Here is a 23,279-nt window from a genome sequence, read left to right as displayed (position 1 = left end):
CGGACCATAGCGATACCGGCCCGGCGGGCAAATGAAATCGGGCGGCGCGGGCTTCCGGGCGGTCGCCGACGGCCTCAGGCCCCGCCGTCGCGGAGCTTGCGCAGGCCGTCGAGGGGCCCCGCATCGTCGCCCGCCACCACCGGCTCGAAGGTGATGCCGGGCTTGCGCGGATAGGGATCGAGGCCGAGCGCCAGGAACTCGGCGGTGAGCGCACCGAAATCGATGCGGCCGCCGACCAGCGGGTCGGGGATGTCGGCCTCCTCGGCCTCGGTGCCGGCGAGCCGGTCGGTATCGGTGAACACCACTTCGACCGGTTCATGGACCGGCGCCTCGAAGGGTTCGAGGCTCACGGTGCAGACCTGCGTCACCAGGGCTTCCACCGCGCCGGTCACGGTGAGACGGCTGGTCGGCCCCTCGATGGCGAAGCGCCCGACCAGATCGCGGATCCCGGGGATGCCGAAATCGGCGGCGAGCGCCGCGCATTCGGCCGGGCTCGCCTCCACGGTGACGGCGCCGCGCCCCCGGGGCAGGCGCTCGACATTGACCCAGCGCGCGAGGGGAAAGCCCTCCTGGCCGGCGTGGCGGGTCATGAATTTCCTCCATCTCCAGCGTGGACCGATGCCGGCGCGAAGCCGTCCGGCTCCGGGAAGGGCGGCCCGGCCCCGAGCAGCCCGTCCAGATCGGCGCCGGCGAGGGCGGCGTCGGCGGACTGCACGTAGGCGGCAAGACCGCGCCCGTCACCCTCGCCGCCCAGCACGTTGCGGACGAGAACGGCGCGCAGCGCCGCCGCGTCGCCGGCCTCCAGGGCGGCATCGTAGCCCTCGGCCCGGCCGTAAAAGGCGGCGCCGAGCTTCTTCATCCGCTTGGACACGCCCATGTCGCCGACACCGAGTTCGCGCAGCGAGGCGTCGAGCTGGGTGAAGACCGAATTCACGAGATCCTGGGCCACCTCGGACGCCGGCGCCGGCAGCCGGTTCAGCCGGCGCAGGACCAGGATCGCGTGCAGGCAGAGGGCCTCGAACCGGCCCTCCACGGTATCGGGCACGCCGAGGCGCGTGTAGAGGCCCGGCCGGCGCGCGGCCATGCTCAAGGCCACGTGCAGTCCCTCGACGGCGCGGCGCCGCGCGCTCGCGCGCCGGAACAACCCGGCGATCATCGGTGCCGAACCCCGGCCATCTGTGGCCAAGCTTGCCTTGTCAAAGCCATAACCCCGCGGTACGGCAACCCACGCCCAGGGCGCAAGCGCCGTCGGAGCCCCGTGTCGGCGACGACGGTTGCGCCCCGTCCGTCAACACGCTCTCTGGGGGCCCGATGCGGCGCCGTCTCGTCCAGTCCTTCGCGCGCCTCGCCCTGCTCGGCCTTGCGGGAACCGGCCTGTCCGGCTGCATCGGCGAGGAGCTGCGTCACGGCTATCAGGTCGACCAGGCGGCACTCGCCACGATCAAGCCCGGCATGAGCCCCGAGCAGGTCCTGCAGATCCTCGGCACGCCGTCGACGGTGTCCACCGTGGGCAACAAGTCCTGGTACTACATCTCGCAGAACACCCGCCGGACGATCATGTTCCTGGGTGAGCAGGTCGAGGACCAGAAGGTGACGGCGGTCTATTTCTCGCCCGCCTTCAAGGTCGAGCGGGTGGCGCTCTACGGCCTCCAGGACGGTCGGATCTTCGACTTCATCGAACGCACGACGCCGACGAGCGGCGCCGACCGCGCCTTCCTCAGCCAGCTGTTCCGCGGCCTGACCCGCTACGAGCCGTTCGGCAGCGGCAGCGGCACCAGCGTCGTGCCGGGCGCCAATCGCGGCATGTGATCGGCCTCGCCCGCCACGAGGCGGGCGATCTCCGGCGGCTCCGAGAACAGGTGCTCGGGGCCGAGGGCCGCGAGAGCCCGGGAATCGGTATAGCCCCAGGCCACGGCGCCGAAGGGACAGCCCAGGGCGCGCGCCGCCTCAAGGTCGCGGATCTCGTCGCCGATGCAGAGAGCCCGGTCGGGCGCCACGCCGGTCCGTGTGAGCAGCGTCCGCAGCCGACGCGCCTTCCCGAAGACCGAGGCCCCGCAGGCATAGGTGCCGATGCGGTCGGCATTGTCCGGTCCGAGCACCCGCCGCACCGTGTCTGCGCGGTTCGACGACAGGATCGCCAGCGGCACGCCCGCCTCCGCGACCGCGGCCAGCATCGCCGGAACGCCGGGAAACAGGGCGATCTGGCCGGCGTCGCGCGCGGCCAGCCTGTGCATGTGGCGGGCGATGAGCGGCAGCTTCCAGCGCGGGATGCCGAGATGGGCCATGATCGCCCGGGCGCCCAGGAGCCGCAGACCCTCGACCTCGTGGGCCTCGACCCGGCGGAAGCGGTAGCGGTCGGCTACCCCGTTCAGAACCGAACAGAACCACGGGAAGCTATCGGCCAGGGTGCCGTCGAAATCGAGGACGACGAGACGCAGCCGTGGAGCGGCCGGCGGCCGGGTCATGTCAGGTCCGCAGGTTCTCGAGCGGGACACAGAGCCGCATCAGGAGACCGCCCGGCGCCCAGTCGTGCTCCAGCACGCCGTCGAGCTGGCCGGCGACGCTGCGCTCGGCCAGAACGGTGCCGAACCCCTTCCGGAGCGGCGCGCCGGCAACCTGGGGGCCGCCCTCCTCGCGCCATGTCAGCGTATAGCGGCCTGCCTCCCGGGCCCCGCTCAGCGAGACGCCGCCCTCCCGCGTCGAGAGCCCTCCGTACTTGACCGCGTTGGTCGCCTGCTCGTGCATGATCAGGGCGAGGGCGGTGGCGGTGCGCTCGCCGATCTCGGCATCGTCCCCGGTGATCACCACGCGCGCGCGTCCGTTCTCCTCGTAGGCGGCCATGATCAGGCGCATCAGCCCAAGCACCGTCTGACCGGCCACCGGCGGGGCGCTGTCGGGGGAATGGGGGCGAACATATTCGTGGGCCCGGGCCAGGGCGCCCAGTCGCTCGCGGAACGCCGCCACGAACGGCTTGGCCGCAGGATCGCTCCGGGCGGTCAGCGCGGCAAGGCCGCCGACCACCGCGAAGATGTTCTTGATCCGGTGCGACAGCTCGCGGATCAGAAGGTCCCGCGCCTCCTCGGCGCGCTTCGCCTCGCGCAGGTCGCGGGTGACGGTGGCGTATCCCACCTCGGTCCCCATAGGATCGCGCACCGGGAAGATGTTGTAGAGCACCGCCAACGGCTCGCCGGTGACGAAGTGCCGGAAGGCCAGCTCGCCCTCCCAGAATCCGTCCCGGCGCACCGCCGGCATGACGGTCTCGGCCAGGATCCGGCGGCTGTCGTCGGTGAAGAAGTCGGACACCGTGCACGCCCGGGCGGCGGCGAGGTCGGGCAGGCCGACCAGGGCCAGGGCGGCCTCGTTGAGATGGGTGATCTCGCCCTCGAGGGTGCAGAGCCCGATGAAGTCCTTGGAGGTCTCGACGATCACGGCGAGCTTGCGGGCTTCGGCCTCGGCACGCTTCAGGTCGTCGATATCGGTACAGGTCCCGAACCAGCGCTCGATCCGCCCCTCGGCGTCCCGGATCGGCATGGCGCGCCCGAGCGTCCAGCGGTAATCGCCGTTGTGGTGGCGCAGGCGGTACTCGATCTCGTAGGGCTCGCCCGTCCTGAGGCAGTGGCGCCACCGCGCCCAGGCCCGCTCTTGGTCCTCGGGGTGGAACACCCCGTTCCAGCCCTCGCCGTCGGTGGAGCCGTAGGGCACGCCGGTGAACTCGTACCAGCGGTCGTTGTAATAATCGTGGAACCCGTCCGGCCGGGTGGTCCAGACCATCTGGGGCATGGCGGAGGTCATCACGCGGAAGCGGCGTTCGCTCGCGGCGATCTCCGCCTCGCGGGCGGCCACCCGCGCCAGCGTCCGGCGATGCTCCAGCAGGCTCGAGATCTGACGTGCCAACGCCAGCAGGGTCGCGGTCTGCTCGGAATCGAGGCCGTCCGGCCGCGGGGCCCGGTCCAGCACGCACAGGGCCCCGATCGGAATGCCATGATTGCCGCGGATCACCGCGCCCGCATAGAAGCGGAAGGCCGGCGCCCCGGTCACGAGGGGGTTCTCAGTGGTCCGCGGGTCGGTGGTCAGATCCGGGATGACGAGAAGATCGCCCGCCTCGATCGTATGGGCACAGACCGAGCAGTTGATCGGCAGTTCGCGCTTGCCGAGGCCCACCTCCGACTTGAACCACTGCCGCTCGGCATCCACCAGGCTGACGAGGGCGACCGGCGCGCGGCAGACATAGGCTGCGACCCGCACGAGATCGTCGTAGAGCGGCTCCGGCTCCGAATCGAGGATCGCGAGATCACGAAGTTCCGCGATCCGATCCGCGGCGCTCCAGCGTCCATCGGTCGGTCCGGCTTCCGCGAGCGCGTGAGGTGCAGGCACATCCATGGTCCTGCCCTCACATAGGCGCGCAGCGGCGCCCTGCCTAGGGACCGCCGCGCTTTCCTGCCGTGCCCGCCGGGGCCCGGCAGACGATGCTGGCCGGGGCGCGTCAGGCGGCCCGGGACTTCGTCAGGGTCGGGTAGTCGATGTAGCCCTCGGGCCCCTGGCTGTACCACGTCGCGGCGTCGTCCTTGTTGAGCGGCGCCTTCTGGGCGATCCGCTCGACGAGGTCCGGATTGGCGATGAAGGTCCGGCCGAACGCGATGGCGTCGGCCTCGCCGGCATCCAGAACCTTCTGGCCGCTGATGCCGTCGTAATCGGCGTTCAGGATCATGGGGTTGCGGAACACGCGCCGCATCGCCGGGGCGATCGGCGGGTGGTCGGCCTTGCCGAAGGTACCGTTCGGCCCCGGCTCGCGCATCTCCAGGAAAGCGATCCCGACATCGGCGAGCGCCTGGGCGGCGGCCACGAACAGCGGCTCCGGATCGGAATCGTTGCAGCCCTGGATCGCGCCGTTGGGCGAGAGCCGCACGCCGGTGCGCTCCGGCCCGGCCACCTTCGCCACAGCCTCGGTCACCTCGCGCAGCAGCCGCACGCGGTTCTCGATGGAGCCGCCGTACTGGTCGGTGCGGTGGTTGGTGCCGTCACGGAGGAATTCGTCGATCAGGTAGCCGTTCGCGGCGTGGATCTGCACGCCGTCGAAGCCGGCCGCCAGGGCATTGGCGGTGGCCCGCTCGTAATCGGCGAGCAGGCGCGGCACTTCCGAGACCTCCAGCGGGCGCGCCTCGGCATAGGGCTTCTTGCCGGAATACGTGTGCGCCTGGTCGGGCGCCGTCGTGGCAGAGGCCGAGATCGGCTTCTCGCCGCCCAGGAAGTCCGGGTGGACCAGCCGCCCCATATGCCAAATCTGGCAGACGATCTTGCCGCCCTTGTCGTGAACGGCCTTCACGATCGGCCGCCACGCGTCGACCTGAGCGTCGGACCAGATACCCGGCGCGTAGGGCCAGCCGAGCCCCTCCTGGCTGATGCCGGTGGCCTCGGTGAGGATCAGGCCGGCGCCGGCGCGCTGGGCGTAATACTCGGCCATGATCGGGGTCGGCACGTGCTCGCGGGTGCCGCGGCCGCGCGTCAGGGGCGCCATGAAGATCCGGTTCTTCGCCTCGATGGCGCCGATACGGATCGGGTCGAGCAGGGACGGCATGAGGTACCTCGTTGTGGTGCGGCGCAGGCCGCGTCCGGTTTTATTCCCGCGCCGAGGTGGCGCTGCGCCGCCGCGATGCCAAGGTGCAGCGCAGCAGGGCTGACAGGCGCGTGCGGGGGCGCACACGGTGGATGGTGAACAGCCGGGCTCGCTCGGAACCCGGCCCTGTCGACTGATCCGCACCGTGCGGTCCGCGGTCACCGTTCGGGCCGGTCGACGAGAAGGCGCTCACCGATGCCGCCGTCGGTCGCCGGGTCGGCGCCGATGCGCCCGTGTCGTCGCCGCGCGTCTCCGGATATCCGGAGTCGACGCCGGCCATGCGGCTTCGGGTCGTCCGGTCCGGCCTGGGTGTCGGTCTCCATGCCGGGCCGCGCGGCCGATGCCGGAGAGGCAGGATCCGGCTCGGACGATCGCCCCGACGTCCGGTCAGGCTGCGAGTTCGCGCATCGCCGCGGCGACCTCGTCGCGGCGGTAGGGCTTCTCGAAGAAACGCCCGCGCTCTGGCAGATCCCCGGGTTCGGGCTGAATCTTCCCCGAGGTCATGATGATCTCGACCGGCGGCCAACGGTCCCGGATCGCATGGGCGAGGTCCAGACCCGCCATGCCGATGCCGAGGTCGATGTCGGAGAAGACGAGGACGATGTCGGGCCGCGCCTCCATAAGGCGCACCGCTTCCTCGGCGTCGAACGCTTCCAGGGCCTCGAACCCCGCCTCCTCGACGAGGTCGACAGCCATGAGGCGCATGACCGGCTCATCCTCGATGACGAGGATGGCATTCCGCCTCGCAGTCCCTGCAGCCACGGCTCGCTCCCTATCCATGCTGCAATTGGACGAGCAGCGCACGCAGCGTCGCTTCGAAGCCAGAGGAAGGGTAACGAAGGTCGACGCCGCCGGATCCGGCCAATCCCAAACGAATGAGGCGCGAGCCGAACCCGGCGCGCTTGGAGTGCGCGGGGGCCACAGGTGGCGGGCCGCCCCGCTCGACCCAGTCGAGCACGACCTCACGCTCCCCGATGCCGTCATCCAGGCGCCACGTCACGGCGACCCGCCCGTCGGGGACCGACAAGGCCCCGTATTTGGCGGCATTGGTCGCCAGTTCGTGCAGCAGGAGCGAGACCGAGAGCGTCGCGCGCGGCCCGAGATCGAAATCGGGGCCCGTGACCGTGATGCGGTCGCCATGCCCCGCGGCGCCGAGGACCGCATGGACGACCTCGCGGACCGGGGCGCTCGTCCATGTCTTGTGGAGGAGCACGTTGTGGGCGGTCGACAGCGCGTGGATGCGCCGCTCGAAGGCCTCCACAGGAGCGCGGTCGGGGACACCGCGAAGGGTCTGCGTGGCGATCGACAGCACCATCGCGAGCATGTTCTTCAGGCGATGCGAGATCTCCTCGTTGAGGATGCGCTGCTGCTCCTCGGCCTCGAGCCGGGCAACGCCCGACTCCAGACGCTCGGCGACGTTGCGCACGAAGGCCAGGGTTTCCGGCGACCATCGGCGGGGCTTGTCGTCCTGCACGATGAACACCGCCACCGTGCGTCCCCGCTCGCGAACCGGCATGTTCACGAGCGCGCCGATGCCGACGTCGAGCATCAGCCGGGGATCCGAGGACGTTCTCGGATCGGTTCGCACGTCCTCGATGACCAGCGGCTCGCCGCGCCGAAGGTGCTCGCGGATGTCGCCGAAATCGGCGTAGCGGTGCCGCCCGGCGATGCTGGCGACGCCCGGTGCGGTCCAGCCCTCCTCGATGTCGACGAATTCAACGTCGCCGTCGATATGGCCATAGCCGGCCCGCGTGACGCCGAGGGTCGTGCCGACGATCTCGGCGGCGGCCTGGATCATCTCCGGGGCCTCCGTCAGGTCGCGGAACCGGTCGCCGAGGCTCAGCAGGGCCGTACGCCGCGCCTCGGCCTGGACCCGGTCGGTGACTTCGAGGAAGGTGACGGCGAAGCGGTCGGCGCCGATGGCGAAGGCGCGGCCCTCGTACCAGCGGTCGAGCGTCCCGACCCGCCGCAGGAACTCGCGCGGTTCCGCGCTCTCCACCACCTGTGCGAACTCATTGACCCAGGCGTCCTCGATACCGGGGAAGACCTCGCGGATGGTCCGGCCGGCAACCTGGTTCACGTCGATGCCGACGAGGTCGCCCCAGGCACGGTTGACCTCGACGTAGCGCCAGTCGGTCACCTGTCCGGCCTCGCGGATGACCTCGCCGACGATGAAGCCCTCGCACAGCCGCTCGAACAGGCTGCGCCAGTAGGCCCGGCTCTCGGCGAGGGCGTCCTCGCCGTCGAGGCGCTCGTGGACCGCCGCCATCAGGCGGGCGAGCGTCTCGAAGAACGCCACGGTCTCGCGGTCGAAGGCGGCCACCCGCGTCGAGGCGAAGGCGATGACCGCGCAGAGTTCGCCCCGGCTGACGATGGGGAACCCGGCATAGGCGTCGAGGCCGTTGCCGCGGGCCGCCTCCCATCGCGGATCGAGACTGGCCTGCAACCCGCTGAGGATCAGGGGCTGGCGGGTCTCCGCGACGATGCCGCAGAGCGGAGTCCCGAACGGCAGGCGCTTCAGGCGCTCGCGCCCGTCCGGAGAGATGTTGACCGCGTGGGTCAGGCGCAGGTGCTGCCGGTCCGGCGTTACGTCGTAGAGGCAGGCCCGGTCGAACCCGAGGGCGTCGGCCCCGTCCCTCAGAATGGGTTCGAGGACCGCGGAGGGGTCGTCGGCGGTGAGCAGGGCCGTGGAGGCGGTGGCGATGACGTCGAGCCGGTGCGCCCGCCGCAGCTCGGCGGCCTGGAACGCAAGGACCTGATCGCGTTCGTCCACGGCCCGGCGCATCTGCAGCTGGGTGACGACCTGGGCCGCCAGGATGCGCAGGTCCTCCTGCTGCTCCGGGGTCAGCCCCTGGGGCCGGGGCACCGTGTCGATGACGCAGAGCGAGCCGAGCACCTGCCCGTCGGGCGCGCGCAGGGGCGCCCCGGCGTAGAACCGGATGAACGGCTCCCCAGTGACGAGGGGGTTGTCGGCCGTGCGCGGGTCGGCCGCGAGGTCGGGCACGATCAGCAGGTCCGGCTCGGCCAGCGCGTACTTGCAGACCGAGCGCTCGAGGTCGGTCTCGCACGAAGGAAAACCGATCCGTGCCTTGAACCACTGGCGGTCGGCGGCCACGAAGCTGACGAGGGCGACCGGGGTCAGGCACAGCCGGGTCGCCAGCCGCACGATGCCGTCGAAGGCGGCCTCGGGCGGGGTGTCGAGGATGCCGTAGGCCTTGAGCGCGGCGAGACGCAGGTCGGCGGCGATGAGATGCTCGACGCCTTCCATGTCGATCACGGTCATGCGGAAATGGCCCCGTGCGTCGCCAGGGGATCGGGCGCGCCGTCGGGGTCGAGCGCGACGAGGGTTCCGGCCGGCGTGAAGGTCGCGCCGAGGACGAGGGCGAAGTGCTCCTGCACCCGGCGATGGCATTCGCAGGACGCCGCCTGCAGAGCCGGCCGGTCGCGGACCGTGATCCTGGCCCGGCCCATCTCGATAAGCCCCTGGGCCTGGAGCCGGTTGAGGATGCCGCTGAGATAGGTCCGGCGCACCCCGAGCATCTCCGCCAGCATGTCCTGGGTGACCGGCAGGACATCGGTGGCGAGCCGGTCGTGCAGGGCGAGCACCCAGCGCGCGCACCGCTGTTCGATGGGATGGGCGGCATTGCAGGCGACGGACTGGACCACCTGCGCGAGGAGGCAGTCGGCGTAGCGCACGAGGGCGTTGCGGATCGGCAGCGAGGTGCGCTTGGCCGCCTGCATCCGCGCCGCGTCCAGCCGCACCGCTGCCCCGCCCATCTGAACGACGGCGCGGTTGAAGGCCGGGAGGTAGCCCTGGCTCACAACGCCGCCGAGCGCCCCCTCCCGACCGACGGTCGCGGTCTCGATGGTGCGGCCCTCCTCCAGCGGCACGATCAGGGAGACCACCGTCCCGTCGAGCGGGAAGATCATCGCGGTGACCTCGTCCCCCGGCTCGAACAGGACGTCGCCGCGCACCAGTGTGACCACCTCCGCATGGGGGAGAAGCCTCGACCGTTCGACGGGTGGCAGCGAGCGGAGCAGGAGGTTCCGCTCCAGCGGGGACGGTGAGTTCGGCGGCATCGGTCGCGGCAGGCTGGCGCTACGAGCCGGCATAGCCCAGCTTGGCCGCCGCGTCCGTTCAAGAGTGAACACTTCCCGCTAAAATGATGGCCGGCGGACGCGAGGTCTCGACATGACGGATTGCCGCGGTCGTTCACGGTCGGCGCAGCGTCCTGCAGGTGGCCGCGCCGACCGCGACGGTCCGAGGGTTGAACCCCGGCACCGCCCGATCGGGTGCCCGTGCCCCTCGCCCTGTCGGATCAGCAATGAGGCATCCGCAGGATCCGCCCGGCTCCGTGCGGGCCGGAAGCGGATCGGCCGCGGATCGGCCGCCCGGATCCGGTGCGGCCGGCGATCCCTCAGATGGCCCGCAAGCGGAACCGAGAGGTCGGAAAGCCGACCTTCGGTTCGGCCATCCATCGATCAGCTGTGTGCCAGCACCGCGAGCAGCAGCAGGGCGATGATGTTGGTGATCTTGATCGCCGGGTTCACCGCCGGACCGGCGGTGTCCTTGTAGGGGTCGCCCACCGTGTCGCCGGTCACCGCCGCCTTGTGGGCCTCGGAGCCCTTGCCGCCGTGGTGGCCGTCCTCGATGTACTTCTTGGCGTTGTCCCAGGCGCCGCCGCCCGACGTCATCGAGATCGCCACGTAGAGTCCGGTGAGGATCACGCCGAGCAGGCTCGCCCCCACCGTGGCGAAGGCCTGGCTCTTTCCGGCGATCAGCTGGATCACGAAGAACAGCACAACCGGCGACAGCACCGGCAGGAGCGAGGGGACGATCATCTCCTTGATCGCCGCGCGGGTCAGCATGTCCACCGCCCGTCCGTAATCCGGCCGGTCGGTGCCCTGCATGATCCCGGGCTTCTCCCGGAACTGGCGCCGGACCTCCTCCACCACCGCGCCCGCGGCGCGCCCGACCGCCGTCATGGCGATGCCGGCGAACAGGAACGGGATCAGGCCGCCGAGCAGCAGGCCGACCACGACGTAGGGGTTGGACAGGGAGAAATCGACGCTGACGCCCTGGAAGAAGCGGTACTGCGTCGGGCTCGCATTGGCGATGAAGTAGTTCAGGTCCGACGTGTAGGCGGCAAACAGAACCAGCGCGCCGAGGCCCGCCGAGCCGATGGCGTAGCCCTTGGTCACCGCCTTGGTGGTGTTGCCGACCGCGTCGAGGGCGTCCGTGGACTTGCGCACCTCCGCGGGCAGGCCCGCCATCTCGGCGATGCCGCCGGCATTGTCGGTGACCGGCCCGAAGGCGTCGAGCGCCACGATGAAGCCCGCCAGCGCCAGCATGGCGGTGACCGCGATGGCGATGCCGAACAGGCCGGCGAGCGCGTAGGTGCTGATGATGCCGGCCACGATCACGATGGCCGGCAGCGCGGTCGATTCCAGCGAGATCGCCAGCCCCTGGATCACGTTGGTGCCGTGGCCGGTCACCGACGCGTCGGCGATCGACTTCACCGGGCGGAAGTTGGTGCCCGTGTAGTACTCGGTGATCACCACGATCAGCGCCGTGATGGCGAGCCCGATCACCGCGCATCCGAACAGGCCGCCCGACGTGAAGGTGACGCCCGTGGAGGTGGTGAAGGTCGTCGAGAAGCCCCCGAGCAGGGTCATGTTGACCGCCGCGATCGCCCCGATCGACAGAACGCCCGCGGCGATCAGGCCCTTGTAAAGGGCACCCATGATCGACTGGTTGGCCCCGAGCCGCACCGCGTAGGTGCCGGCGATGGAGGTGAGGATGCAGGCCGAGCCGATGGCCAGCGGGTACAGCATCATCGGCTCGAGGACGTCGCGGCCGCTTCCCGTGGGACCGGAGAAGAAGATCGCGGCCAGCACCATCGTGGCGACGACCGTCACCGCGTAGGTCTCGAACAGGTCGGCCGCCATGCCGGCGCAGTCGCCGACATTGTCGCCGACATTGTCGGCGATGGTGGCGGGGTTGCGCGGATCGTCCTCCGGGATGCCGGCCTCGACCTTGCCGACGAGGTCGCCGCCGACATCGGCGCCCTTGGTGAAGATGCCGCCGCCCAGCCGGGCGAAGATCGAGATCAGCGAGGCGCCGAAGCCCAGGGCGACGAGCGCGTCGATCACCTCGCGGCTCGACGGGTCGAGATGGGCGCCGCGGGTGAGGAACAGGTAGTAGAGGGCGACGCCAAGGAGCGCGAGGCCCGCCACCAGCATGCCGGTCACCGCCCCCGACTTGAAGGCGACGTCGAGGCCGCCGCCCAGCGAGGTGGAGGCGGCCTGGGCCGTGCGGACATTGGCCCGGACCGAGACGTTCATGCCGATGAAGCCCGCCGCCCCCGACAGCACGGCGCCGATCAGGAAGCCGACCGCGACCTTGATCCCGAGGAAGACGGCGAGGAGGACGAACAGGACGACGCCGACGAGGCCGATCGTCGTGTATTGCCGCCGGAGATAGGCCTGCGCGCCCTCGGCGATGGCGGCGGCGATCTCCTGCATGCGCTGCGTGCCGGCATCGCGCCGCATCACGTCGAGGATCGTGACGATGCCGTAGGCGACGGCGCAGAGCCCGCCCACGATGATCAGAACCAAGGGAATCATGCGACCGTCCTTGTCATTATCGTGCCTGGCGTGGGCTTGTGATTGTCGAGCTTGACCGCCGGACGACGGCCATGGGACGCGGTGCTCGGATTCGGGGCTTTCCTTCCCAGAACAATACCTTGATTGCCAAACTTCGCCGGTGAGCGCAAACGCCGCGCGGGAGAATACGCTCAGGCCTCGGATCTCATGCGCCCGCGCGCGCGGTCCTCGCAGGCCCACGATTTCGCATTATTTTGCATTGCCCGGCGGCATGGGGGCGATGGCAACCGGGCATCGCCGCAGCCGCGGGCTGAGCCGGCGGTCGATTAACGTTCTTTTAACCCTCCGGTATTCTATTTTTAGTTGTACTCTGACGGGGCTCGCGATGAGCAGTGACCACGCCGCCAAGCTGGCGGCCACGCTTGAGGTGTTGCGCGGTGCAGTCGGCTTCCTGATCGCCGAACGGGTCGCGGCGCAACCGGTGGCGATCCAGGATGACCTGATCTCCGCGCTGCAGGACGCCCTCTCCCAGACGCCCGGCATGGGCCGGGATCCGGTGAGCCTTTGGATTCCGGTCGTCGCGGCGGACATGATCGACGAGGCCCGTCGTCAGATCGGGCATCCGGCCGGAGCCGCGGCCAGCCGCGGCGCCGCACGATCGGGGCCGGCTCAGATCTCAGAAGTGGCTGAAGGACCCAGCCGCGAATACGCGCTCGGCGCCATCGCGCATTTCGAAGCGCGGCGGGCCGTCGCCTGATGTGACGGTGCCGATGGCCGAGACGGTGAGACCGGCGGCCGCCGCCTCGGCCTGGAAGGCCGCGACATTCTCCGGCGCAACGGTACAGAGGATCTCGTAATCGTCGCCACCGGTCAGGACCGCGTCGATCAGCGCGGGCTCGGCCGCGCAGGCGCGCCGGGCGGCATCCGAGAGCGGCAGGGCGGCGGCCGCGACCCGGGCGCCGCGACCCGCGCCCAGCATCTTGGCGAGATCGCCCGCGAGGCCGTCGGACACGTCCATGGCCGCCGAGGCGTAGCGGCGGACCGCCGGCGCAGCGGCGAGCCGCGGGCGCGGATGCAGGTAGCGGTCGGCGAGTTCGGCCTGGAGCGCCGGGTCCAGCCCGGCGACCCAGGGCGCCGTGGGCTCCAGGCGGAGCCGCAGGCCGAGGGCGGCGTCGCCGATCGTGCCGGTGACGCAGATCCGGTCGCCGACCCGCGCGGTGGTGCGGCGGACGATGGTGCCGGTCGGCACCTCGCCGAACAGGCTCACCGAGATCAGCGCCGGGCCACCGGAGCGCACCGTGTCGCCGCCGAGGAGCGGACAGCCGGCCTCCGCCGCCGCCGCGCCGAGCCCCGCCGCGAAGCCGTCGAGCCAAGCCTCCGTCCAGTCATCGGGGAGCGCCAGGGTGAGCAGGAAGCCGCGCGGGACCGCGCCCTTGGCGGCGATGTCGGAGAGGTTCACGCCGAGGGCCTTCCGGGCGATCGAAGCCGGCGGATCCTCCGCGAAGTAGTGGATCCCCGCCACCACGGCATCGGTGGTGAGGACGAGGTCGTGGCCCGGCGTGGGCGTCAGCGTGGCGGCGTCGTCCCGCAGCCCGTGGGCGCCCGGCCCCGCGAGGGGGGCGAAGTAGCGGGCGATCAGCCCCTCCTCGGAAGCACGGGCCGACCCGGCCAAGGCTCAGGCCTTCCCGGCGGGCGGCTTTCCGGCGGATGGCTTTCCGGAGGACGGTTTGCCGACGGACGATTTACCGGGAAGCGGCTTCGACGAGCCCGGCTTGCCGGACGCCTTCTGAGCCCCGACCTCCCCCGGCCGGACCTCCCGGGCGAGCCGGTCGAGCACGGCATTGACGAGGCCGGGCTCGTCGGCCGTGTAGAAGCTGTGGGCCACGTCGACATATTCCGAGATCGCCGCGGCCGCCGGCACGTCGCGGCGGAACATCAGCTCGTAGGCGCCCGCCCGCAGGATCGCCCGGAGCACGATCTCGATGCGCCGCAGCGGCCAGCCCTGGGCGAGGGCCTGATCGAGCTTCGGGTCGATGGCCCGCTGCTCCTCGACCGTGCCGCGCAGGAGGTCGCGGAAGAAGGCGGTCTCGGCCGGGGGATGGACGATCCCGTCGACCTCCTGGCCGATCCAGAAGGCCTCGAACTCGGCGAGCGCGTCGAGGACGCCCTTGCCGGAGATGTCCATCTCGTAGAGCGCCTGCACCACGGCGAGGCGGGCGCCGCTGCGCAGGCTGATCTTGGCGGGCTTGCCGGCGGGCTCGGCGCCCGTCTCCGGCTGAGTGTCGGTGGTCCCGGTCATGGGGGTATCCGTCATCGGGTGCGCGCGGCTTCGGCGGCGCGCTTCAAAGCGAGCACGCCGAGGGCAGCCTCGGCGGCACCGCCGCCCTTGTTCATCTCGGCGACCCGGGCACGGGCGAGGGCCTGCGCCTCGGTCTCGACCGTGAGGATGCCGTTGCCGAGGGGCACGCGGCGCTGCACCGACAGGTCCATGAGCGCCCGGGCGCTCTCGCCGGCGACGATGTCGTAGTGGCCGGTCTCGCCGCGGATGACGCAGCCCAGCGCCACCACCGCGTCGTAGGGCTCGGCGTCGAGCAGGATCGCCACGGCGGCGGGGATCTCCAGGGCGCCCGGAACGGTCACCACGATCGCCTGCGCGGAGGCGGCCGCGATGGCCGCGCGGGCCCCGGCGAGGAGTTCGTCGGCGATCGCGTCGTAGTAGCGCGCCTCGACAACGAGGATCCGGGCGCCGGCGAGGGCCGGGTCGGTGGGCTTGGGCGCCGAGTCGGCGCGGGTATGGGCGACCATGGCTCTCGTCCGGCCGGGTTTTCGGGAATGGGCGGGCGGCACGTCGGGCGCCCGCACGGGGAGGACGGTTAGACCGAAGCGGCCGGCGCCACAAGCGGTGCGGGATCTTGGCTCAGGCCTGGTCGCGCGGGCGGCGCCGAAGCCGGCCCCACCAGCGGCGGCAGCGGAGGCGCCGCGGGCCCGCCCGCCGGCAGGGCCGTGCGCGCGACGTTCATCGTCATGGCGAGGAGCGCGTAGTAGCCGTTGATGCCGGTGAGGTCGATCGCCCCCTGCTCGCCGAAGCGCGCCACCAGGGCCGCGTAGGTCGCGTCGCTCACCGCGCGGTTGCGCATCAGCTCGGTCGAGAACGCGTAGGCCAGCGCCTCGTCGGCGCTCATCGTGTCGGGGCGGCGTCCTTCGGCGAGCGCCTGCGCGGTCTCGGGGGCGACCCCGGCCTTCAGGGCGATGGGGTGGTGGATGGCCCACTCCACCGGCTGGCTCCATTCCCGCGCGACCACCAGGATTGCGAACTCGCTGACCCGGAGCGGCAGGACGCTGCCGTAGCGCAGGTACTGGCCCATCCGGCTCGCGCACAGCATCAGTTCGGGGCTGCGCAGGAGCGGCACGAACGGCCCGAAGACCGGGACGCCGCGCTCGGCCTGGAACGCGGCCGCGGCCGCTGCCTGCACCGGGGACAGGCTGTCGGCCGGGATCTCCGGCATGCGCTCCGCGCTGGTCTGCCCGCTGGCCATGCGTTTCTCTCCCCTGCCTCGACCCCGACCCGCGGCGCGCTCTGGATTTCCGGCCCCCGTGCGCCTAGACCATTGAGGCTCACCGGCACGCACCGCGCCCGACCGGGCCGCGACCCCTGAACGCCAGCGAGGCTTACGGCTTTGGCCCTCCCCGTCAACGAACGCCGGCGCATCATGCTGCTCACGGGCGCGAGCCGGGGCATCGGTCACGCCACCGTCAAGCGCTTCTCGGCCGCGGGCTGGCGGGTGATCACCTGCTCGCGCCACGCCTTCCCGGAGAACTGCCCCTGGGAGATGGGGCCCGAGGACCACCTGCAGGTCGACCTTTCCGACGCGCAGGACACGGCCCGCGCCGTCGAGGAGGTGCGGGGCCGGCTCGCCGCCGAGGGCGGGGTTCTGCACGCGCTGGTCAACAATGCCGGCATCTCGCCGAAGGGGCCGGAGGGCGAGCGCCTCGGCGCCCTGGCCACCGAGTTCGACACGTGGCAGCGGGTGTTCCAGGTCAACCTGTTCGCCACGATCCTGCTGGCCCGGGGCCTGCGCGAGGAACTCGCCCGGGCCAAGGGCTCGGTCGTCAACGTGACGTCGATCGCAGGCTCGCGCGTCCATCCCTTCGCGGGGGCGGCCTACGGCACATCCAAGGCGGCGCTCGCCGGCCTGACCCGCGAGATGGCCGCCGATTTCGGGCCGCTCGGCGTGCGGGTGAACGCGATCTCGCCGGGCGAGATCGACACGTCGATCCTGTCGCCCGGCACCGAGAAGCTCGTCGAGCAGATCCCGCAGCGCCGGCTGGGCACGCCGGACGAGGTCGCCAAGGCGATCTACTTCCTGTGCACCGAGGCCTCGTCCTACGTGAACGGCGCCGAACTCCACATCAACGGCGGCCAGCACGTTTGACCAGATCGGGCGCTTCCTCTGGCGCATCCTCGGGCACGACGGCCGCGCGCCGGCACCCGGCGCCGGGCCGCGGGCTGCGCGCCGTCGTCCTGGGCCTCATCGTGGGCGTCGCGCCCGTCGCGGGGGCGCGGGCCGAGCCCGGGATCCGGATCCTCGAACTGCCCTTCAAGGTGCGGGCGCTGCGCGGCTCGCGCAGCGAGGCGGCGGTCTCGGTGGCGACCTCCGGACTCCTGCCGATCACCGGCGCCAAGACCGGTCCGCAGACCGGCGGCCAACAGGCCGGCGACGAGGAGAGCGCGCCGATCGCCGTGGTCTGGGGCGACGAGGGCGGCGCCGTGCTCGCCCTCGCCGAGGGCCGCGTCACCGTGCGGCCGATCGGCAAGGAAGCCGTCGAGGGGCTGACCGCCGCCGAGACGCCGCGCGGGGCCCTGCCGGGCTCGCGCCGGATGCTCTCGGGACCCCTGAGCGCCTATCTCACCGGGCGCACCCGCGCCCCCGACGGCGGCCCGGCCGCCGCGGTCCTGACGATCCGCGAGCGCCAGCCGATGGCGGTCAGCACCGATCCGAAGCCCGTGCCCGTGGCCACCGTGACGGTGCCGGCGGGGGGCGAGGCGGTGTTCGCGCCCCTGCGGCCGCGCCTGCTGCGCCTCGGGGCCGGCCGGCGCTCCTGGCGGCGACGCTGTCGGGCGCGGATGCCGGGGGCTCGCGCTGATCGACCGGCCCGCCGGCGATCCGGGCGCGGCCTGGGCCGTCACCGCCCGCACGCCCGCCCAGCCGGGGCCACCGCTGAAGATCGTCGGCATCGCCGATTTCTCCGGGTCCGGCGAAAGCCAGGCCGCGACGGTCAGCGCCAAGGGCAGGCTCCAGCTCTGGACGCTCCGTCCCGACCGGATCGAGGCGGCCGGCGAGGCCGAGGGCTACGCGGCGGGCGACGGCGATTCGGATCTCGCCGTCACCACCCCGGCCGGCGGCGGCCCCGAACTCGTCCTGCCGGTGGCGGGCCGCCCGGAGATCGCCTTCGTGGCAGCCAAGGGCGGCCTGCGCGAGCGGGCGCGCGTGGCCCTGCCGGTTCCCGCCGAGACCGGCATCGTCGTCCTCGGCGAGGGCGCCGCGGCGCGGCTGCTCGTCGGCCTCGCCGACGGCCGGGTGGCCGTCGTGGCACCCGATGGAGGCACGCCGTGAGTGCGGGCGCACCGGATTCCGACAGCCGCCTGTTCCCGGCGCGGCCCTTCGTGGGCGCGTCGATCGCGGTGATCCGCGGCGACCGCGCCCTTCTGGCGGCGCGGGCCAACGAGCCGATGCGCGGCGTCTGGACCCTGCCGGGCGGTCTCGTGGAAGCGGGGGAATCCCTGGCCGAGGCGGCCCTGCGCGAATTGTCCGAGGAGGTCGGCCTGCCCGCGGAGATTGTCGGCGTGCTCGCGCCCACCGAGATCATTCTCCGGGACGAAGCCGGCCGCGCCCGACATCACTACGTCGTCCACCCGCACGCCGCCCTGTGGCGCGGCGGCGAACCCGTGGCCGGCCCCGAGGCGCTGGGGACCCGGTGGGCGACGCTCGCGGAGGTCGCGACCCTTCCGACCACCCCGGGACTGGTCGACACCCTGCGCGAGGCCTTCGCGCGCGTGGATGCACATGTGGATGCACATCCTGCGCGGACGGGCGGCGGGGAGGCGACGGCGTGAGGCGGCCGACGACGATCCTGTGCCTGCTGGCGCTCCTCACCGGCCTGGTCTCCGGGCCGGCGCTGGCCCAGCAGCGTTCCGGCCGAGGGGCCGCGCCCGCCAAGGAAACCGCCCGGGAAGCCGCGAAGGAGGCCCCCAAGGAGGCGAACGCCCCCGCGGACGTGCCCGCCCCCTACGACCGGGACCTGCTGCGCATGTCCGAGATCATCGGGGCCCTGGCCTTCCTGCGCAACCTCTGCGGAGCGCCGGATGCGTCCGACTGGCCGGCCCGCATGAAAGCCCTGATCGAGTCCGAGGGCGTGACCCCGGTCCGCCGCGACCGCCTGGCCGGCGCCTATAACCGCGGCTACCGCGGCTATGCGCTCACCTACCGGGTCTGCACGCCGGCGGCCCACGAGGCCGCCGCCCGGTACGTCGCCGAGGGCGACCGGCTGTCGCATGCCCTGGCCGGCCGTTTCGGAGGGTGATGCAGGCGCAACACACGCACCGGCGATGCCGGCGAAACATCGGATTTGAGCGCCCGTGTTAACCGATCCGAAATTCTCGGCTGGCCGAGCCGCCGGGACCCGCCTATCATCCATTGTGTCCGCCGGGCCCCGTGTCCGGCGCAATGGAAGTATCCGGCTATGCAGCACAGCTCTCACACCGCCCCCATCGAGGTCGATGTCGAGGAGAAACGCGTCGCGCTGAGTTACGTCTCGGAAGCGTTCGCGGAAGGCTGCCTCGATGGTCTCGACGGTGACTGCATGGCCCAGGCCGCCCTGTTCGCGGCGTTTCAGGAACTGGTGACCACGTACGGCGAGGAAGCCACCGCCCGGTACGCCGAAGGATTCCCGGAGCGCATCCGCGGGGGCGCCTTCACAACCACCCTGCAGCATTGAGCGTGTGAGCGCGGACGGTTGAGGCACGGGCGGTCAGCGACTACGTCCCGGGTCTGCGGTTCGGCGCGTCGGACCGCCCGCCGCCCGAGGAGCCGCCGCCCATGCCCGTTGCCCTGTTGCCGGACCGCGTCCTGGTCACCGTCGTGGGACCGGACGCCACGACGCTGCTCCAGGGCGTCCTGACCTGCAATGTCGAGACGCTCCAGCCCGGTGAGGCGCGCCTCGGCGCCCTGCTGACGCCGCAGGGCAAGATCCTGTTCGACTTCCTGGTCTCGCGGATTCCGGACGGCTTCCGGCTCGACGTGCAGGCCGACAAGGCTGCAGACCTCGCCAAGCGTCTGACGCTCTACCGTCTGCGCGCGCAGGCGACGATCGCCGCCGACCCGACCGTCGCGGTGGCGGCCGTCTGGGCCGGCGCCGTCCCGCCCGCGGCCGAGGCGGTAGCGGATTCCCGCGCGGCCGATCTCGGCGCCCGCCTCTACGCCGCCGCGGGCGCCTTCTCGGCGGACGCGACGGAGGCCGATTACCACGCGCACCGGATCGCCCTCGGCGTGCCCGAAGGCGGACGCGACTACAACTTCGGCGACGCCTTCCCGCACGAGGCGCTGATGGACCAGCTCGGCGGCGTCGACTTCCGCAAGGGCTGCTATGTCGGCCAGGAGGTGGTCTCGCGGATGCAGCACCGGGGCACGGCCCGGACCCGCATCCTGGCCGCAGCCTATCCCGACACCGCGCCCCAGCCCGGCACCGAGATCACGGCGGGCGGCAAGGGGCTCGGCACCACGGGCAGCGCCGCCGGAACCCGCGGCCTCGCCCTGGTCCGCATCGACCGCCTGGGCGACGCGCTGGCGGCCGGCGAGACCCCGCGGGCGGGCGAACGCCCCGTGACGCTGGAGCGCCCGGCCTACGCGACCTTCGCGATGCCGGATGTTGCGACGAGCGCGGCGGGCTGAGGCCGGATCGCATTCCGCGGGCGCCGCATACTCCGGGACAGGGGCCCCGCGTTACCGATCGCAGCCCGATCCCGGGCATTCGCATCGGAGCACGATCAGCTGGCGCGTGGGGTGGCTTCTCGCGACCCCGGGGCGGCATGCTGGCGATCGTTAGAGGTTCCCAGGAGCCGTCATCCTTCGGCCGGCATCCCAGGCCGGCCCGGGGTCGATCGGGAGCCGTCCCCGACCTTCTGCCCTGAAGCGGATACTCGCCTCCGGGCCGCAGCGACGGCCAGATCGGTCGCATAGGCGGGGACATCGAGGAGGACGACCATGACCTTCCAGGACGAGATCGCAGCGTTCTTCGCCAGCTACATCGAGGCGTTCGCGCGCCGCGACGCCGATGCGTTGAGCGAGCTGTGGGAGCCGGTCGGACTGTTCCCGTCTCCGACCGGCAACTTCGCGTTGCCGAGAGAGGCATTTCGCGACCATTGCGTGACGCTCATGGACTTCTATCGCAAGCAGGGGGTCGTCCAGCCCCTGGGCGAACTCCGGTCGGCGGTGGAACTCTTCCCGAACGTCGCTCAGGCTCGGATGACCTATCGGATGCGGGGCGAGGGAGACGCACTCGTCGCCGAGTGGGACCACGTCTACATTCTGCGCCGCTCCGACCGCTGGCGCGTATCGCTGACGATCGCTGACGGTGAAATGGCGGCATGGGCCGCGCGAGGGGCGCAACTCTGATTTGCGAATGTCGGGCGCTCGACGCCACACAGGACGCCTGTTGCTCAGGCGCCTCGCGAGAAAGCGGAAGCGCTGACAATCTCGGAAGGGTCGCGAGCAGGCACGACGGCGATGTCCATTCCGGTGCGTTTGCCGCTCTGGAGCGGAGCCTCGCACATCCACCCCTCGCCGACATACGCGCCTTTGCACCCGCGGCCGTCGTCGACATCATTTCGGAGGTTGCCGCCATAACGGATCTGATATGAGGTGCGCCCCTCGAAAGCTCGACATCGACGGGATTGCGACCACAAATGACTCAGAATCGGATCACCGTGGAAGCAACGGCTCCCGCACCCCCCGATGTCGCCTGGAAGGCCTATACATCGCCCGACCAGATCATGCAGTGGAACTTTGCCTCCGACGACTGGCATTGCCCAGCCGCAAGCGTCGATCTGAAGGAAGGTGGCAAGTTCACGTCCCGCATGGAGGCGAGGGACGGAAGCATGGGCTTCGATTTCGAGGGCACTTACACAAAGATTATTCCGAACACGCGAATCGAATATGCGTTTGGTGATCGCAATGCGGTGGTCGAGTTCACACCATCGGGCGAGCAAACGCACGTAAAGATTGCGTTCGATCCCGACGAACACGTCCCCATCGATCACCAGCGCGACGGCTGGGCGGCGATTCTTGGAAACTTCTGCCAGCATGTCGGGAGGCGTTGAAGCCCGCCCAACGAGAACGACGACCGAGACCGCTGTCCGGCCGGAGCGGGCGTTTCCCTCCCGCCCCGACAACGCCAGTCCTGTGCCTTCCCTCTCATCCCTCGAGCGGACAGCCTGCAAGCGTTGAGGAGACCCTCCAGACGACCAGGAGAGGATGCTCGAAATCGAAGAGGACGATCTGTCTCGCGAGCAGACACGCGCATTGCTGGCGCTCCATCGTGCAGGCCCGCACGCGTCCTCGCCGCCCGGTCACGTGTTCGCGTTCGATCTCTTAGGCTTGCACTCACCGGGCGTGACCGGGTTGACGTCGTAGAAGGCGCGCGCCGGCCCTGCGACCGGATCACTCCCGCATGCGTGAAGCCGGAGCGGAGCGCGCCGCGACAGCCGATGCGCGTTCCCCATTCCGACGATGGCGTTCCGCTCCTGTTCTCGTTAACGTGGCCGGATGTCCGAGACTGGCCTGATCGACCATTCCGACGGCTGCCCCCGCTGCTGGTGGGCCGGCCTCGACCCGCTCTATGTCGCCTATCACGACACCGAATGGGGCGTGCCCGAGTATGACGGCCGGGCCCTCTACGAGAAGCTGATCCTCGACGGCTTCCAGGCCGGCCTGTCCTGGATCACCATCCTGCGCCGCCGGGACGGGTTTCGCGACGCCTTCGCGGGTTTCGATCCGGAGCGGATCGCCCGCTTCACCGAGGACGATGTCGCGCGGCTGATGGCCGACACCCGCATCATTCGCAACCGCGCCAAGATCCAGGGCACCATCGCGGGCGCCCGGGCTTGGCTGCGGATCGAGGACCAGGGCCCCGGCTTCTCGCGCTTCCTCTGGGATTTCGTCGACGGCCGGCCGATCCAGGGCAAAGCCCGGACCCGTGCGGGGATCGCCACCGAGACGCCGGCCTCCCGGGCGATCGGGAAGGCCCTGAAGGCGGAAGGCTTCTCCTTCTGCGGGCCGACCATCGTGCACGCCTTCATGCAGGCGGTGGGCATGGTCAACGACCACCTCGTCGGCTGCCACCGGCACGGACCCTGCGCCGAACTGGGCCGGCCCCGATGAGCGAGCCGGCGCGCGCCTGGCAGCGCATGCTCTCCGGCCGGCGCCTCGACCTCCTCGATCCGGCGCCCGGGGACATCGAGATCGCCGACATCGCCCACGGCCTCGCCCGGGTCGCCCGCTGGAACGGCCAGACCCATGGGCCGCACGTCTTCTCGGTGGCCCAGCACAGCCTGCTGGTCGAGGCGGTGGGCCGCCATCTCGACGCCGCTTGTACCGATCCGGACGGGCTGGAACTCCTGCTGCACGACGCACCGGAATATGTCGTGGGCGACATCATCTCGCCCCTGAAGGCCGCCCTCGGCGACGCCTATCGCGGCATCGAGCTGCGTCTGCTCGCCGCGGTGCGCCGCCGCTTCGGCCTGACCGCCCCGGTGCCGGCGCTCGCCCGTTTGGTGAAGCAGGCCGACCGGATCGCAGCCCATGTCGAGGCGGTGCGCCTCGCCGGTTTCGCCCGGGACGAGGCCGAACGCTATTTCGGCCCCGCCAGGGCGCTGCCCGAACCGGTGCTGGTCCTGGCCGAGCCGTGGCCGACCGCCGAGGCCGAGGCGCGGTTTCTCGCGCGATTCCACGCTCTGTGTCCGACCTGACGAATCTCCGCCCTCGATCCGTCACGATCGCAGGTC

25 protein-coding genes are annotated in these 23,279 nt (G+C 71.3%); 12 read left to right on the top strand and 13 right to left on the bottom strand.

Going from position 1 to position 23,279, the window contains the following annotated elements; translation table 11 throughout:
• Positions 1–74 precede the first annotated feature (74 nt).
• Both PQI07_RS12290 and PQI07_RS12285 read right to left on the bottom strand, forming a co-directional pair.
• Positions 75–590 carry a YceD family protein gene (locus PQI07_RS12290; RefSeq protein WP_043759237.1) on the bottom strand — a complete coding sequence of 172 codons (516 nt, stop codon included), beginning with the start codon at positions 588–590 and terminating at the stop codon, positions 75–77.
• Positions 587–1,156, bottom strand: a complete 570-nt coding sequence (locus PQI07_RS12285) for a ubiquinol-cytochrome C chaperone family protein (protein WP_043348434.1) — start codon at positions 1,154–1,156, stop codon at positions 587–589. Before PQI07_RS12285 ends, PQI07_RS12290 begins: the two co-directional genes overlap by 4 nt.
• A gap of 155 nt (positions 1,157–1,311) precedes the next feature.
• Between PQI07_RS12285 and PQI07_RS12280 the strand changes: the two genes are divergently transcribed.
• On the top strand, positions 1,312–1,809 hold the full coding sequence (locus PQI07_RS12280) for an outer membrane protein assembly factor BamE (RefSeq protein WP_043348419.1): 498 nt from the start codon (positions 1,312–1,314) through the stop codon (positions 1,807–1,809).
• Here the strand turns inward: PQI07_RS12280 and PQI07_RS12275 are convergent.
• The 7 genes from PQI07_RS12275 to PQI07_RS12245 form a co-directional block, all read right to left on the bottom strand.
• Positions 1,746–2,465 carry an HAD hydrolase-like protein gene (locus PQI07_RS12275; RefSeq protein ID WP_274926713.1) on the bottom strand — a complete coding sequence of 240 codons (720 nt, stop codon included), beginning with the start codon at positions 2,463–2,465 and terminating at the stop codon, positions 1,746–1,748. The two genes, PQI07_RS12280 and PQI07_RS12275, sit on opposite strands and share 64 nt — an antisense overlap.
• Position 2,466: 1 nt before the next feature.
• Entirely contained in the window at positions 2,467–4,380 is a 1,914-nt protein-coding gene (locus PQI07_RS12270; RefSeq protein ID WP_043759241.1) for a PAS domain S-box protein, read from the bottom strand.
• Between the two features lie 103 nt (positions 4,381–4,483).
• The gene (locus PQI07_RS12265) at positions 4,484–5,575 is read right to left on the bottom strand and encodes an alkene reductase (RefSeq protein ID WP_043348413.1); all 1,092 of its coding nucleotides are present in this window, start codon (positions 5,573–5,575) and stop codon (positions 4,484–4,486) included.
• A gap of 426 nt (positions 5,576–6,001) precedes the next feature.
• Complete coding sequence (locus tag PQI07_RS12260; RefSeq protein ID WP_043348410.1) at positions 6,002–6,376, bottom strand: response regulator; 375 nt, start codon at positions 6,374–6,376, stop codon at positions 6,002–6,004.
• 10 nt (positions 6,377–6,386) lie between these two features.
• The gene (locus PQI07_RS12255; RefSeq protein ID WP_274926712.1) at positions 6,387–8,897 is read right to left on the bottom strand and encodes a GAF domain-containing protein; all 2,511 of its coding nucleotides are present in this window, start codon (positions 8,895–8,897) and stop codon (positions 6,387–6,389) included.
• Entirely contained in the window at positions 8,894–9,694 is an 801-nt protein-coding gene (locus PQI07_RS12250) for a Crp/Fnr family transcriptional regulator (protein WP_043386450.1), read from the bottom strand. Before PQI07_RS12250 ends, PQI07_RS12255 begins: the two co-directional genes overlap by 4 nt.
• 402 nt (positions 9,695–10,096) lie before the next feature.
• Complete coding sequence (locus PQI07_RS12245; RefSeq protein ID WP_274926711.1) at positions 10,097–12,241, bottom strand: sodium-translocating pyrophosphatase; 2,145 nt, start codon at positions 12,239–12,241, stop codon at positions 10,097–10,099.
• Positions 12,242–12,500: 259 nt separating this feature from the next.
• Between PQI07_RS12245 and PQI07_RS12240 the strand changes: the two genes are divergently transcribed.
• Positions 12,501–12,977, top strand: coding sequence for a hypothetical protein (locus PQI07_RS12240; RefSeq protein ID WP_274926710.1), 477 nt, complete (start codon positions 12,501–12,503; stop codon positions 12,975–12,977).
• On the opposite strand, the gene thiL is transcribed toward PQI07_RS12240, so the two are convergent.
• The 4 genes from thiL to PQI07_RS12220 form a co-directional block, all read right to left on the bottom strand.
• Positions 12,897–13,892: a thiamine-phosphate kinase gene (gene thiL, locus PQI07_RS12235; protein WP_274926709.1), complete on the bottom strand. Its 996-nt coding sequence runs from the start codon at positions 13,890–13,892 to the stop codon at positions 12,897–12,899. The two genes, PQI07_RS12240 and thiL, sit on opposite strands and share 81 nt — an antisense overlap.
• A gap of 3 nt (positions 13,893–13,895) precedes the next feature.
• Positions 13,896–14,519, bottom strand: coding sequence for a transcription antitermination factor NusB (gene nusB, locus PQI07_RS12230; protein ID WP_051976213.1), 624 nt, complete (start codon positions 14,517–14,519; stop codon positions 13,896–13,898).
• Between the two features lie 11 nt (positions 14,520–14,530).
• Positions 14,531–15,025, bottom strand: coding sequence for a 6,7-dimethyl-8-ribityllumazine synthase (ribH, locus tag PQI07_RS12225; RefSeq protein ID WP_043348390.1), 495 nt, complete (start codon positions 15,023–15,025; stop codon positions 14,531–14,533).
• Positions 15,026–15,093: 68 nt separating this feature from the next.
• A complete protein-coding gene (locus PQI07_RS12220) occupies positions 15,094–15,756 on the bottom strand; it encodes a carboxymuconolactone decarboxylase family protein (RefSeq protein WP_274926708.1) in 663 nt (220 codons plus the stop codon).
• A 174-nt stretch (positions 15,757–15,930) separates the two neighbouring features.
• Between PQI07_RS12220 and PQI07_RS12215 the strand changes: the two genes are divergently transcribed.
• The 10 genes from PQI07_RS12215 to PQI07_RS12170 all read left to right on the top strand — a co-directional run bounded on the left by PQI07_RS12215 (position 15,931) and on the right by PQI07_RS12170 (position 23,243).
• Positions 15,931–16,653: an SDR family NAD(P)-dependent oxidoreductase gene (locus PQI07_RS12215; protein ID WP_043348395.1), complete on the top strand. Its 723-nt coding sequence runs from the start codon at positions 15,931–15,933 to the stop codon at positions 16,651–16,653.
• Positions 16,654–17,646: 993 nt separating this feature from the next.
• Positions 17,647–17,835, top strand: a complete 189-nt coding sequence (locus tag PQI07_RS12210; RefSeq protein WP_274926707.1) for a hypothetical protein — start codon at positions 17,647–17,649, stop codon at positions 17,833–17,835.
• Positions 17,832–18,335: an NUDIX hydrolase gene (locus PQI07_RS12205; RefSeq protein ID WP_274926706.1), complete on the top strand. Its 504-nt coding sequence runs from the start codon at positions 17,832–17,834 to the stop codon at positions 18,333–18,335. Before PQI07_RS12210 ends, PQI07_RS12205 begins: the two co-directional genes overlap by 4 nt.
• Entirely contained in the window at positions 18,332–18,802 is a 471-nt protein-coding gene (locus PQI07_RS12200; RefSeq protein ID WP_043348384.1) for a TIGR02301 family protein, read from the top strand. The genes PQI07_RS12205 and PQI07_RS12200 overlap by 4 nt, the downstream gene beginning before the upstream one ends.
• 159 nt (positions 18,803–18,961) lie before the next feature.
• A complete protein-coding gene (locus PQI07_RS12195) occupies positions 18,962–19,216 on the top strand; it encodes a hypothetical protein (protein ID WP_012320917.1) in 255 nt (84 codons plus the stop codon).
• A gap of 101 nt (positions 19,217–19,317) precedes the next feature.
• Positions 19,318–20,169, top strand: coding sequence for a CAF17-like 4Fe-4S cluster assembly/insertion protein YgfZ (gene ygfZ / locus PQI07_RS12190; protein ID WP_274926705.1), 852 nt, complete (start codon positions 19,318–19,320; stop codon positions 20,167–20,169).
• Between the two features lie 312 nt (positions 20,170–20,481).
• Positions 20,482–20,892 carry a DUF6841 family protein gene (locus PQI07_RS12185; protein ID WP_274926704.1) on the top strand — a complete coding sequence of 137 codons (411 nt, stop codon included), beginning with the start codon at positions 20,482–20,484 and terminating at the stop codon, positions 20,890–20,892.
• Between the two features lie 290 nt (positions 20,893–21,182).
• Positions 21,183–21,596, top strand: a complete 414-nt coding sequence (locus PQI07_RS12180; protein ID WP_274926703.1) for an SRPBCC family protein — start codon at positions 21,183–21,185, stop codon at positions 21,594–21,596.
• A gap of 445 nt (positions 21,597–22,041) precedes the next feature.
• Entirely contained in the window at positions 22,042–22,656 is a 615-nt protein-coding gene (locus PQI07_RS12175) for a DNA-3-methyladenine glycosylase I (RefSeq protein ID WP_075380896.1), read from the top strand.
• The gene (locus tag PQI07_RS12170; protein WP_274926702.1) at positions 22,653–23,243 is read left to right on the top strand and encodes an HD domain-containing protein; all 591 of its coding nucleotides are present in this window, start codon (positions 22,653–22,655) and stop codon (positions 23,241–23,243) included. Before PQI07_RS12175 ends, PQI07_RS12170 begins: the two co-directional genes overlap by 4 nt.
• Positions 23,244–23,279: the final 36 nt, after the last annotated feature.

Origin of the sequence: Methylobacterium sp. 092160098-2 (assembly GCF_028920805.1) — a bacterium.
Classification (GTDB): Bacteria; Pseudomonadota; Alphaproteobacteria; order Rhizobiales; family Beijerinckiaceae; genus Methylobacterium; species Methylobacterium fujisawaense.
Note: the sequence above shows the minus strand (reverse complement) of the source record. Positions and strands in the feature narration are given on the sequence as shown.